We start from the raw sequence: 12,305 nt of genomic DNA on the forward strand, positions 1-12,305 counted from the left end.
TGGATGCGCCAGAACCAGGCGTCGGTGACCCCTCGGACCCGGGCCCTGCACGCCTGCCTGCGCCGGCGCAACACCAACGCCCGCCACGCGACGCCCTCGCCGCCCAACGACGCGAACGCGTCCGCGTCCGCCGCGATAGACGCATCCGCTGGGGCGGACGCCCTCTCGCCGTGGCAGCCTCAGGGGGCAGTGGCGGGCGCTGCAGGTGCCAGTCCAGCTGACCTCCTCGGAGCGTCCGGCGGCCCAGGTCACGGCAAAACCACACCAAACGATGGGAACCCGGCTGGTCCGGAGGAGCGTCCATCTCTCGGGAGCGATCCGCACACAAGGGATCCGGGGAACGTGTCGTTGCGAGGCACCTGGCATCGGTGGGCGCTCGGGCTGTGGGCGCTGGTGTGGCTGCTCGTGTACATGCCGGGCGGCGGCTACTCGTGGCACTACTTCGCCCACGGCAGTGCGCTGCTGTTCGACGGTTCCGGCGCGAGCCCGGCAGGCGGCCTGCACCTCTACGCGAACTATCCGGGTCTCCAGATAGGTCCGGTCGCTTTCGTCGGCGCCCAGGTGCTGCGCGCGATCGGGCCGGACAACGGGATGTTGGCGGGCCAGCTGGCGATGACAGCCGCCGGCCTGCTGGTGCTGCACACCCTGGAGCGCTGCGCGGTGCTCGCGCGCCCGGACCTGCTGCGACGGCCGACCGCCCTGCGGCGGACCGTGCTCCTGGGCGGGGGCGTGTTCCTCGTCGTATGGGAGTCGCTGTCCGTGCACTACGGCCACCTCGACGACGTGCTGGCGCTGCTCTGCGCCGTGCTCGCCGTCCGGGCCCTGATTGCGGACAGCCCGGCGCTGGCGGGGCTCTGCCTGGGCCTGGCCGCCGACTCCAAGCCCTGGGCACTGGTCTTCCTGCCGCTGGTCCTGGCCGCGCCCCGGACTCGGCGGCGGCACGTCGCCGCCTACGCGGCCGCCGCCGTCCTGCTCGCCTGGCTGCCCTTCGTGATCGCCGACCCGGGCACGCTCACCGCCGCGCAGTACGCCATCGTCAACGAGCCCTCCTCCGCCCTGCGCGCGCTCGGCGTCGCCACGGCCGGGACGCCCTCGTGGGACCGCACGGCGCAGCTCTCGCTGGGCTGCGGCCTGGGCGTGCTCGCGGTCCTGCGACGCCGCTGGCAGGCCGTGCTGCTGCTGGGGGTCGGCGCCCGGATCGTGCTGGACCCGGGCGTCTACGACTACTACACCGCCGGCCTGCTCCTCGGCGCGCTGTGCTGGGAGCTCCTGGGCCTGCAGCGCCCCGTCCCGGTGTGGTCTCTGGCCGCCTTCACGGGCCTGCATCTGGCACCGGGCGTGATCGGCGACGCGTCCCTGCTCGGGACCCTGCGGCTGTGGACCGTGCTGCTGCTCACAGCCGGCGTCCTGCTCCTCCCGCAGCGCTGGAGTGCGCGGGAGGAACCGCCAGGGTCCGCTGCCGACGCGATCGCCGATCCGGCAATGGTCTCCGGTGACGTCCATCGGCTCCCGAAGCGGTTCGAGATGATGTCGGCCGGGCGGTCCGACTAGTTAGGAGCCCATTGCGCACGGCTGCCGTTCGGCGCCTCACTCGTAGCCTGCGTCCGCGCCCACCAGGTAGGTGTGCATGCCGGGGGTGCCCAGGCCCGGATAGTCCGAAGCGGTCACCGCGTAGCCGTCCTGCAGCAGTGCGCGCACTTCCCTGGCATAGGCGTCGGACCCCAGGCTCGCCGTCTGCGAGGGTGCACAGGAGTCGGTGACGCCCGTGGTGCCGTGTGCCCAGGACACCACCGGCCACCCGCCGCGAGGCGGTGCGCCCGGCGGGACAGGGACCGTGCCGCTGACGGGGACGTCGGCTCGGCGCGCCGTGGTCGGTTGCGGCGATCAGCGTGCCCGGGGGGCGAGCGGGCAGCGGCTGCGGCACCCCATAGGTGTGGTCGACCACCGAGACTTGTGGCAGGGCCGAGCTGTCGGATGCCGGACTGGCAGCCGCGTTCGCGGTGGCCGGGACAGCTCCCCAGCGCAGCCGTCTGCCGCCATGACGAGCACGACCGTGACTGCCGCCGTGAGGAGCTTCCCGGCGAGGTGCACCGCCCGCGCCGCGTCCTCACCTGACCGTCCCGTCGCAGCCGCTGACTGTGATCACCTTGGCATCCACAACATTGGGGTGCATCCGGGATGCCCCTGGCGGGGTGGGATGGCGCGCAGTCGGCGGGAAGCGGCAGGTGCGCGTCCGGACGGCCTCGGTGATCCAGTTCGGTCGGCGGATGTACCGCGCGCCGTGCCACCGGGTTCCCGTCCGGCCGGGGGTACCGTTCTCAGCAGAGTGAACTGTGGCAGGGAAATTCGGAGACTTCGGAGACCGGTGCGGTGAAGCGGCATCGTCGGCCCGGTGGCTTCTGCGGCCCACTGGCAGCAGTGGTCGCGGTCATGGCAGTCCTGGCAGTCGGTGGTTGTGCAGGACACGACGGGGCCGCCTCGCCATCAGGCACCCCCAGTGGTGCTTCCAGCGCCACGCCGAGCCTTGCTGCCTGGCACAGGTGGGGGCTGACCCCGATGCGCCTGGCGCCGAAACCTCCGGCGGACAAGCCCATCGCACTCTCCGCCACCGGTGAGGTCCCGGTGTTCGCACAGGTATCGACGTCGCAGCGGGTGGTTTTCATCACCATCGACGACGGATTGGAAAAGGATCCCGCGTTCGTCGAAATGATGCGTGACTTGAGGACGCCTTTCACGATGTTCTTGATGAACGACGCCATCAAACCGGACTACGCCTACTTCAAACCGTTGCAGGCGTTGGGTGACCACATTCAGAACCACACCCTGCATCACCCTGTGATGAGTCACCTCTCGCTGGCCCGCCAGGAGAACGAGGTGTGCGGGGACCAGAAGGTCCTCACCGAGCACTACGGCACCGCGCCGCTGTTGTTCCGTCCGCCCTACGGTGTGTACGACAAGAACACCGAGACTGCGGTGAGCAAGTGCGGGCCCCGGGCGATCGTCTGGTGGCGGGAGACCGTGCGGATCACCAGCCTCCAGTACCAGCGCCCGGACAAGAAGTTGCACGCGGGCGACATCATTCTCGTCCATTTCCGCGGGCCCAAGCAGCTCCAAGGCGCCACCATGACGCAGATGTTCGGCAATCTGCTCAGGCAGATCGAGGAACAGGGATTCGCCGTGGCACGCCTGGAGGACTACATCAGTGCACCGAACAGGTGATGCGGTCCCGCCCGGGTGCGGCCTGGAGAGCACCGGGCTGGCCGCCGTCCAGTCCCACCGCGGGTGCGCCCTACCCCCTTGGGCACCGCGCGCCCGTCCGCGCGCAGAAGGTACTCCAGGACGGAGAGTTCGCCCGGCGTGAGGGCGATGACTCGACCGGCCCGCCGGACGGTGCGGGTGGCCGGGTCCAGAGTCAGATCGCCGGCCGTGAGCAGCGCGGGGTGGCGGCGCGCCGCAGCAGAGAGCGCATGTGGGCCAACAGGACCGGGTAGGCGAAGGTCGAACCGTGCTCGGTGGCCTGCCACAGGCCCTCGGTGCCGTCGGCGGCGAGTACGACGGCATAGCCCTCGGCGCGCAGCCCCCAGGTCAAGGAGGCGCCGAGCGTGTCGTCGTCCTCGATCACGAGGATGCGCATGGTTCAAGCCTGAGCGGTGGCCGGAAAGAGGAAGCCACGGATTCCCGACCGGAAACCGTGCCGCGTAGCGGCACAGCAACCAGTCAAGGAAGGCCGGAATCCTCGCCCTTCAGGGCGAGGAGCATGTCAAAGGCCGCGCCACACGTTGTCGAAGGCCGCGTTCTCGATCTCCCGCCGCTGCCGGACGGCGGCCAGCTCCGTCACGGCGTCGTCCACGGCGGCCACCACCGTCACGGTCGCGTCGGAGACGGCACTCGCGAGGTCCTTGGGCGCCTCGTCCTGGATGCCCACGGCGGCCGCGAAGGCGGCGAGCACGGGCTCACCCGACGTCCAGCGCTCGCGCGCCCGGGAATGCTCGGGTGAGTCGGCCGGCGCCGTCCGCCCGGTCGGCAGCGGCAGCCAGCGCCGCCGCTGCCGGGTGACCGTCCCGTCCTCCTCCAGTTCGGCGAGGTAGGCGGCGGACAGGCCGCGCCCCCGGCGCCACAGCCAGTCCTCGACCGACTCGTACGGTGTGTCGCGTTTCAGTGCCACCTCCGCCTGGTCGAGGAGCCGGTCGCCCGTGCCGCCCTGGGGAGCGGGCACGATGAGCTCGTCGTCGAGGGTGGCCGCCCCGGCGCCGAGGAGATCGACCAGTTCGGCTCCCGCGAGGGCGAGCGAGAGGTCGCCCTGCTCGACGGGCCGGGCGGCGGCGTCGTACACGGTGACGATGAACAGGTCCCGGGGTGTGGTCATGTCGGACTCCCCAACAGAGACAACAGAGGCACCAGAAGTACCAGAACTTCCGGAGGTATCGGGAACAACGGTGGCGCGGACGAAATTGATGCCCGGGCGGCAGCCTCCCAGGCCGCAGCCTCGCAGGCCGCAGGCGGCACGCCGGGAGTGGGCGAGGGCGCGGGTGCGGGCGTCCGCGGCGCCGGTGGAGCGCCGACACGCGCGATAGGCTGCTTGGCGATCAGAAGGGTGACATCGGCCGGAGGTGGGTGGACATGACAGCGGAGGTCGAGCCGTCGTCCGCCGTCGGTGCGGGTGGCCGGGACAGCCGGCTGGGCCCCCTGATCATCACCCTCTTCGGGCTGTATGCGCGCGGTGAGCACAACTGGCTCTCCGTGGCCTCGGTGATACGCCTCATGGCCGACCTCGGGGTGGAGGGGCAGGCCGTCCGCTCCGCGGTCTCCCGGCTGAAGCGGCGAGGGGTGCTGCGGAGCGAGCGCCACGAGGGGGCCGCCGGGTACGCCGTCGCCGACAGCACGCTTGAGGTGCTGGCGGAGGGCGACACACGCATCTTCGAGCGCAACCGGGCCGCGGCCGACGACGGCTGGCTCGTCGTCGTCTTCTCGGTGCCCGAGTCCGAGCGCGACAAGCGCCACGCCCTGCGCACGGCCCTGACCCGTCTGGGCTTCGGCACCGCGGCCCCCGGAGTGTGGGTGGCCCCCGGCATCCTCGCCGACGAGACCCGCCGCACCCTGCAACGCCTGGAACTGACGCCGTACGTCGACATCTTCACCGGAGACCACTTCGCCTTCGGCGACCTGTCGGCGAAGGTCCGTGAGTGGTGGGACCTCGACGAGCTCACCGCGCTGTACGCGGACTTCCTCGCGCGGTACGGGCCGGTGCGCGAGCGCGCGGCCGCGGGCGGGATCGCGCCGCACGAGGCGTTCGGGATCTATCTGCCGATGCTCACCGAGTGGCGCAGGCTCCCCTACCGCGACCCCGGCCTGCCGCTGTCCCTGCTGCCGCCGGGCTGGCGCGGCGAGACCGCCGGCGCGCTGTTCGAAGAACTCGACAGGACGCTGCGGTCCCCCGCCCGCGAGCACGCGCTTGCGGTCATCCACACGTCCTAGGCCAATGGCCTGACCAGCCGTTCCTCCGGGATCACGGCCACGCCGAGGATCTCGATCATCGCCTCCGGCTGCCAGAGCGCGGTGCAGCCGATGCCCGCCATCGCCGGATACACCGGCCCCGCGAGCTCCCGCCACACCCTGCCGATCTCCTTGCCGTGCGCCTGGTAGTCGGGGATGTCGGTGAGATAGATCGTCACGCTCACCAGGTCCGCCGGCTCACCGCCCGCCGCCCGCAGCGTGGTGAGCACATTGCCGAACGCCTGGCGGAACTGCTCGACGATCCCGCCCGGAACGATCTTCATATCGGCATCGAGTGCGGTCTGGCCGCCCAGATGGAGCGTGTTTCCCGCGAGCGTCCCGTGCGAGTAGCCGCTCGGGGCGGGCAGTTCGGGCGGGTTCACGGCGACGGGAGTCATGAGGCCTCCGGTTCGGTGGTGTCCGGCTCCGGCCGCACGGCCGGTCGTATTGACAATAAATGACGACCGTGAAAGATACGAGATAGAGCGCGGTCCTCTTCTGGACCTCGACAGGCCGACGCCCTCGACAGGCCGACGCCCCCGGCAAGCCACGGAAACGGAGCCGTTCCATGGAGCCCGACCTCAGTAAGTACCGACTCGAAGGCGACAACGCGATGTACCGGCTGCCCAGCGGCATCGTCGCGCCCGTCGTGACCCGGGGCGGGCAGGAGGACGTGAACACCGCCGACTCGGGCGGAGCCGTCCGCGTGTCGGGCGTCAGCGCCCAGCACACCCCGGCGCGCCGCCTGTGGTACGGCAAGGTCAGCAATGAGCCCGGCTACCGCTCGGTCACCCACCACCACGGCGAGGCCGAGACCGGCGGATACGTCCTGTCCGGCCGGGCCCGGATCTACTTCGGCGAGAAGTTCGAGGACTACGTCGACATGACGGAGGGCGACTGGGTCTTCGTGCCGCCCTTCATGCCGCACGTCGAGTGCAACCTCTCCAGGACCAAGCCGCTCGTCTGGATGACCACCCGGACCCCGGAGAACATCGTGGTGAACCTGCCCGACGTGGCCGACACCGACCTGCGCGACTGGCTGAACCGATGACCGCCGCCCCGACCTCCGCGATCGTCACCGCCGCCCTGACGCTCAAGCCCGCCGCGCCCGAGCACTTCGACCTCGCCTTCACAGCCACCACCCAGCCCTGCCCCTGGCCCAAGGCCTACGGCGGCGACCTCGTCGCCCAGGCCGCCGCCGCCGCGATGCGCTCGGTGACCGACGGCAAGTCGCTGCACTCGATGCACAGTTACTTCCTGCGCCCGGCCGACATCGGCGCCGAGGTCCGCTACGAGGTCGAGGTGGTGCGCGACGGCCGCGGCTACAGCACCCGCCAGGTGCGCGGCTACCAGAACGGCAAGGCACTCTACGTCTGCCTCGCCAACTTCGCGGCGGGGGAGCCGGGCGCCTCCTTCCACGCCGAGTTCACCGGGGACGTCCTCGACCCCGAGACCCTGCCCAGCGCCGCCGAGTACCTCGCCGACCGCACCGGCGGCACCATGACCGACGAGTCCAAGGCCTACTGGCGCACCGGCCGCGGCTTCGACATGCGCCATGTCCCCGGACCCGTCTACCTCACCGTCGAGGGCGAGCGGCTGCCCCATCAGGCGGTCTGGCTTCGGCCGTTCGACGCACTGCGGCCCGTCGAGGGACTCACCGACGCCCAGCGCGACCTCGCAGCCCTCGCCTACGTCTGCGACTACACCATCCTCGAACCCGTCCTCCGGGTCCTCGACCTGGCCTGGGCCGATCCCGGCCTGGTCACCGCCAGCCTCGACCACGCCATGTGGTTCCACCGCCCCGCACCGGTGGGCGACTGGCTCCTCTACGCCCAGGAAGCGGTGGCCGCCGACGCGGGCCGCGGCCTCGGCAACGGACGCTTCTTCACCCGCGACCACCGTCACCTGGCCACTGTCGTCCAGGAGGGCATGCTCCGCACCGCCTGACCGCCCGTCGTGCGCCACCGGCGAGCTCCCGGAAGGAACCCCACGTTGGCTGTTCCGCTCTCACCCTCCTCGCACCTGGACACCTTTGCCCGGGACCATCTCCCGCCCGCCGAACTGTGGCCCACGATCGAGTTCACCACACCCGAACTGAGCTACCCGGCCCGCCTCAACGCGGCCACCGAGCTCATCGACGCGGCCGTCGAACGCCACGGCCCTGACCGCCCCGCCCTGCGCACCCCGGCCGGGGAGCTGTGGACGTACGGCGAACTGCGCACCCGCGCCAACCAGGTCGCCCAGTTCCTCACCGAGGACCTGGGCCTGGTACCGGGCCGGCGCGTACTGCTGCGCGCGCCCAACACCCCCTGGACGGTGGCCTGCTGGCTCGGCGTCCTCAAAGCGGGCGGGGTCGTGGTCACCACCATGGCCGCACTGCGTGCCCGCGAGATCATCCCGATCGCCGAACGGACCCGTCCCGCGATCGCCCTGGTTGACCACCGCTTCACCGACGAGGTCCGCACCGTCCTGCCCGGCCTGCGGCTGGTCGAGTACGGGGGGCCCGGCCCCGACGACCTGGTGACCCGGTGCGCCGCCAAGTCCGGTGATTTCAGGGACGTGGAGACGGCCGCCGACGACGTGGCACTCCTCGGCCCCACCTCGGGAAGCACCGGCGAGCCCAAGATCACGATGCATTTCCACCGGGACGTCCTGTCCATCGACAACACCTTCGGCCGGCACGTCCTGGGGCTGCGGGAGGAGGATCTGGTCGCCTGCACCGCGCCGTTCGCCTTCACCTTCGGCCTCGGCATGCTGGTCGTCTTCCCGCTGCGGGCCGGCGCCTGCGCCCTGCTAACCGAGACGGCGACACCGGCCCAGCTCGCCGACCTCGTCGAGAAACACGGGGTCACTGTCCTCGCGACCGCGCCCACCGCCTACAAGGCAATCCTGCGCGACGGCAAGGAACGCCAACTGAGCAGCGTCCGGGTGGGGGTGTCGGCCGGCGAGCACATACCGCTCTCCACCTGGCGGGAACTGCGGGACCGCATCGGACTGAAGGTCGTCGACGGCATCGGCGCGACCGAACTGCTGCACATATTCATCTCCGCAGCCGGCGACGGCATCCGGCCCGGCGCCACCGGACGCCCCGTGCCCGGCTACCGCGCCACGATCCTGGATCTCGACGGCGCGGAACTCGGCCCGGGGGAGCCGGGGCGGCTCGGCGTCATCGGCCCGGTCGGCTGCCGCTACCTCGACGACAAGCGCCAGCAGGACTATGTCGTGGGCGGCTGGAACGTCACCGGTGACATCTTCCACCGCGACGAGGACGGCTACTTCTACTACCACGCCCGCAGCGACAACATGATCGTCTCCTCCGGGTACAACATCGGCGGCCCCGAGGTGGAGGCCGCCATCGACACCCACCCGGACGTCGTCGAGTCCGCCGTAGTGGCCCGCCCCGACCCGGAGCGAGGCTCGGTCGTCTGCGCCTTCGTCGTCCTGCGCGAGGGTGTCGCCGGGGATCCGGCGAAGGCCAAGGAGATCCAGGACCACGTGAAGCAGGTCCTGGCGCCCTACAAGTACCCGCGTGACGTGCGGTTCCATGACGCGTTGCCGCGCAACACCAGCGGAAAACTCCAGCGGTTCGCGCTCCGCAAGATCATCGAAGCCGAACAGGCCGCTGAGCAGTGAGAGGAACTCCCTTGAAAATCGCGATCATCGGCGGTGGCCCGGGAGGGCTCTACCTCGCGGCGCTGCTGAAGCAGCTGGACCCCGCCCACGAGATCACCGTGTGGGAACGCAACGCCCCCGACGACACCTTCGGCTTCGGCGTGGTGTTCTCCGACGAGACACTCGGCGGCATCGAGAACGCCGACACCGTCTTCGCCGAGGCCATGTCCCGCCGCTTCGCCCGCTGGACGGACATCGACATCCACTACCGGGGCGAGAGCCACACCGTCGGCGGCCAGGGCTTCGCCGCGATGAGCCGCAAGGAACTGCTGCACCTCCTCCAGGAGCGCTGCCGGGAACTGGGCGTCACCCTGCACTTCTCGACCCCGGCACCCGAGGTGACCGAACTGCGCGCCTCGCACGACCTCGTCGTCGGCGCGGACGGCGTCAACTCAGGCGTCCGGGCGGCCTACACGGACGCATTCGGCCCGTCCCTGGACCGGCGGCGCTGCAAGTACATGTGGCTGGGCACGGACCGGGTCTTCGAGGCCTTCCAGTTCTTCGTCAAGGAGACGGAGTGGGGGGTCATGCAGGTCCATGGCTACCCCTACTCCGACACCGGGTCGACCTTCATCGTGGAGATGCACGAGGACGTCTGGCGCCGGGCCGGCTTCGACGTCACGGAGCACACCGTGTCCGAGCCGGGTGTCTCCGACGAGCAGGCCGTGGCCCGGATCCGGGAGCTGTTCGCCGAGGAACTCGGCGGCCACCGGATGTTCGCCAACAACTCCAAGTGGCTGAACTTCACCACCGTCCGCAACGAGCACTGGCACCACGGCAACCTCGTCCTCATCGGCGACGCCGCACACACCGCCCACTTCTCCATCGGCTCCGGCACCAAGCTGGCCATGGAGGACGCCCTCGCCCTGGCCGCCTGTCTCCACGAACACCGCGACACGGACAGCGCGTTGACCGCCTACGAGAGCGAGCGGCGGCCCGTCGTGGAGTCCACCCAGCGGGCCGCGCAGGCCTCGCTGGAGTGGTTCGAGAACATCGGCATGTACGCCGGCCAGGAACCCACCCAGTTCTGCTTCAACCTCCTGACCCGTTCACGCCGTATCACGTACGACAACCTGCGCACCCGCGACGAGGAGTTCGCCGACCGTGTCGACGCAGCCTTCGCCGCGGCGCAGGGACTGAGCACCCGGGCACCCGCGATGTTCCAGCCGTTCCGCATCGGGCGGCTGGAGCTGAAGAACCGGGTGATCGTCTCCCCGATGGACATGTACTCCGCCGTCGACGGCGTGCCCGGCGACTTCCACCTGGTCCATCTGGGTTCGAAGGCGATGGGCGGGGCGGGGCTGGTGATGACGGAGATGGTCTGCGTCTCGCCCGAGGGCCGTATCACCCCCGGCTGCACCGGGCTGTGGAACGACGAACAGCGCGACTCCTGGCAGCGGATCGTCTCCTTCGTCCATGAACGCAGCACCGCCCGTGTCGGCCTCCAGCTCGGCCACTCCGGCCGCAAGGGCTCGACCCGTCTGATGTGGGAGGGCATGGACGAACCGCTCCCCGACGGCAACTGGGAGATCGTGGGCCCGTCCGGGCTGCCGTACGGCCCCGGATCGCCCGTCCCCCGTGAACTCACCCGCACCGAACTCGACGCCACCGCCGCCGAGTTCGTCGAAGCGGCCCGCCGCGGCGCCGAGGCCGGCTTCGACCTCCTCGAACTCCACTGCGCCCACGGCTACCTGCTCTCCTCCTTCCTCTCCCCCCTCGCCAACCACCGCACCGACGAGTACGGCGGCCCGCTGGAGAACCGGCTGCGCTACCCCCTGGAGGTCTTCGACGCGGTGCGGTCCGTCTGGCCCGCCGAGCGGCCGATGACCGTGCGGATCTCCGCGACCGACTGGGCCCCCGACGGCAACACCGAACACGACGCCGTGGAGATCGCCCGCGCCTTCATCGCACACGGCGCGGACGCCATCGACGTCTCCACCGGCCAGGTCACCAAGGACGAACGCCCCTCCTACGGCCGCTCCTACCAGACTCCGTTCGCCGACCGGATCCGCCACGAAGTAGCCGCCGCGACCGGGACTGCCGTGATCGCGGTCGGCGCCATCGCCTCCTACGACGACGTGAACTCGATCCTGCTGGCGGGCCGCGCCGACCTGTGCGCCGTAGGACGCACCCACCTGTACGACCCGCACTGGACCCTGCACGCGGCGGCCGACCAGGAGTACCGGGGCCCGGCTGCCGAGTGGCCGGTCCAGTTCGCGGCCGGCCGCCGCAAGCCGCCCACCGCACGCACCGACGCGGTACGCCCCCGCCTGTCCCTGCTGCGGGCGGACTCGGCGGGGGAGAGCGTCCACCTGCGGTGGAAGCCCCTGGGGGAGGGACTACCGGTGGTGGGGTGACGTCAGGTAGTGCTGGCGGATCAGTTCCTTGCCGTAGTCGTTGCCGTTGGGTGTGCGGATGACCGAGTGCACATGCATCTGGGTGGGGCCGCTGCCCTGGCTCGCGCCGTACGCCCCGGCGAGCGGACCGGGGCCCTGGCAGTCGACCTCGGCCCAGACCACCGGGCTGTGCACCCGCACGTAGAACGCGTCGTCGGCGCCCGTGCCACCGGCCCAGGTCACATACGTGTCGTCGAGATGGGCCCGCACCTCGGCCAGGCGCACCCTGGCCGCGTCGGCCTTGGCCCGGCCGGCGAACGCCTCGACGATGCCGAGGAGCTTCTGCTGCTGAACGCGGGTGAGGGCCTTGCCGCGGATGCCCTCGTAGGCCTGGACCGCGTTGTCCGAGAAGGCGCCCGCCTTCATCGACTCGTTGGTCTTGGCGGCCGAGGCGATCGCGACCGACTGCTGTTCGGCCGTGAGGCAGTTGACGAAGGCGAGACTCGCGAGCACCTCCTCGTGGCAGACGGTGACCGTCTCGCCGTCGATCTCCATGGTGGTCGGCTCCGAGCCCCAGAAGCAGGGGCTCATGACGACCTGGTCGCCCAGCACGAAGTAGTTGATGACCAGGTGGTGGCCGTCGAACTGGAAACCCCAGGGCTCGGTGGCGGACGGGGTGCCCATGAGCGTCCAGTAGTAGGCGTCCTGGTTGAAGGTCGTCGATCCGCTTGCCGTCAGTCGTCAAACCGAAGAACTCCTCCGTCAGCGACTGGTTGCCCGGACCACCGGCGCCGCCACCGCCCG

At 70.7% G+C, this 12,305-nt stretch carries 13 protein-coding genes; 7 read left to right on the top strand and 6 right to left on the bottom strand.

Annotated elements, in window-relative coordinates:
* The first annotated feature begins 342 nt into the window (after window positions 1–342).
* The gene (locus ACZ7OO_RS32690; protein WP_471510352.1) at window positions 343–1,551 is read left to right on the top strand and encodes a hypothetical protein; all 1,209 of its coding nucleotides are present in this window, start codon (window positions 343–345) and stop codon (window positions 1,549–1,551) included.
* Between the two features lie 36 nt (window positions 1,552–1,587).
* On the opposite strand, the gene ACZ7OO_RS32695 is transcribed toward ACZ7OO_RS32690, so the two are convergent.
* Together ACZ7OO_RS32695 and ACZ7OO_RS32700 are read right to left on the bottom strand one after the other, a co-directional pair.
* On the bottom strand, window positions 1,588–1,788 hold the full coding sequence (locus tag ACZ7OO_RS32695; RefSeq protein ID WP_471510354.1) for a hypothetical protein: 201 nt from the start codon (window positions 1,786–1,788) through the stop codon (window positions 1,588–1,590).
* A gap of 530 nt (window positions 1,789–2,318) precedes the next feature.
* Entirely contained in the window at window positions 2,319–2,759 is a 441-nt protein-coding gene (locus ACZ7OO_RS32700) for a hypothetical protein (protein ID WP_471510559.1), read from the bottom strand.
* Between ACZ7OO_RS32700 and ACZ7OO_RS32705 the strand changes: the two genes are divergently transcribed.
* Complete coding sequence (locus tag ACZ7OO_RS32705) at window positions 2,653–3,219, top strand: polysaccharide deacetylase family protein (RefSeq protein WP_471510546.1); 567 nt, start codon at window positions 2,653–2,655, stop codon at window positions 3,217–3,219. The two genes, ACZ7OO_RS32700 and ACZ7OO_RS32705, sit on opposite strands and share 107 nt — an antisense overlap.
* A 193-nt stretch (window positions 3,220–3,412) precedes the next feature.
* Here the strand turns inward: ACZ7OO_RS32705 and ACZ7OO_RS32710 are convergent, their stop codons facing one another.
* On the bottom strand, window positions 3,413–3,634 hold the full coding sequence (locus ACZ7OO_RS32710) for a response regulator (RefSeq protein WP_471510356.1): 222 nt from the start codon (window positions 3,632–3,634) through the stop codon (window positions 3,413–3,415).
* Window positions 3,635–3,760: 126 nt separating this feature from the next.
* Entirely contained in the window at window positions 3,761–4,366 is a 606-nt protein-coding gene (locus ACZ7OO_RS32715; protein ID WP_471510358.1) for a GOLPH3/VPS74 family protein, read from the bottom strand.
* 254 nt (window positions 4,367–4,620) lie between these two features.
* Here ACZ7OO_RS32715 and ACZ7OO_RS32720 point away from each other — a divergent pair, with 254 nt between their 5' ends.
* Window positions 4,621–5,475, top strand: a complete 855-nt coding sequence (locus ACZ7OO_RS32720; RefSeq protein WP_471510360.1) for a PaaX family transcriptional regulator — start codon at window positions 4,621–4,623, stop codon at window positions 5,473–5,475.
* Here the strand turns inward: ACZ7OO_RS32720 and ACZ7OO_RS32725 are convergent.
* A complete protein-coding gene (locus ACZ7OO_RS32725; protein ID WP_471510362.1) occupies window positions 5,472–5,891 on the bottom strand; it encodes a RidA family protein in 420 nt (139 codons plus the stop codon). The two genes, ACZ7OO_RS32720 and ACZ7OO_RS32725, sit on opposite strands and share 4 nt — an antisense overlap.
* A 170-nt stretch (window positions 5,892–6,061) precedes the next feature.
* Here ACZ7OO_RS32725 and ACZ7OO_RS32730 point away from each other — a divergent pair, with 170 nt between their 5' ends.
* Genes ACZ7OO_RS32730 through ACZ7OO_RS32745 form a run of 4 tightly spaced genes read left to right on the top strand, consistent with a single transcriptional unit; the run spans window position 6,062 to window position 11,522 of the window.
* The gene (locus tag ACZ7OO_RS32730; protein WP_471510364.1) at window positions 6,062–6,544 is read left to right on the top strand and encodes a cupin domain-containing protein; all 483 of its coding nucleotides are present in this window, start codon (window positions 6,062–6,064) and stop codon (window positions 6,542–6,544) included.
* Window positions 6,541–7,440 carry an acyl-CoA thioesterase gene (locus tag ACZ7OO_RS32735; protein WP_471510366.1) on the top strand — a complete coding sequence of 300 codons (900 nt, stop codon included), beginning with the start codon at window positions 6,541–6,543 and terminating at the stop codon, window positions 7,438–7,440. The genes ACZ7OO_RS32730 and ACZ7OO_RS32735 overlap by 4 nt, the downstream gene beginning before the upstream one ends.
* A 45-nt stretch (window positions 7,441–7,485) precedes the next feature.
* Window positions 7,486–9,126 (top strand): AMP-binding protein, encoded by a 1,641-nt coding sequence (locus tag ACZ7OO_RS32740; protein ID WP_471510368.1) that lies wholly within the window; start codon window positions 7,486–7,488, stop codon window positions 9,124–9,126.
* Between the two features lie 11 nt (window positions 9,127–9,137).
* A complete protein-coding gene (locus ACZ7OO_RS32745) occupies window positions 9,138–11,522 on the top strand; it encodes a bifunctional salicylyl-CoA 5-hydroxylase/oxidoreductase (protein ID WP_471510370.1) in 2,385 nt (794 codons plus the stop codon).
* On the opposite strand, the gene ACZ7OO_RS32750 is transcribed toward ACZ7OO_RS32745, so the two are convergent.
* Complete coding sequence (locus ACZ7OO_RS32750; RefSeq protein WP_471510372.1) at window positions 11,505–12,185, bottom strand: DUF3500 domain-containing protein; 681 nt, start codon at window positions 12,183–12,185, stop codon at window positions 11,505–11,507. The genes ACZ7OO_RS32745 and ACZ7OO_RS32750 overlap by 18 nt on opposite strands.
* Window positions 12,186–12,305: the final 120 nt, after the last annotated feature.

It is taken from the genome of Streptomyces sp. NPDC111744 (assembly GCF_055634995.1).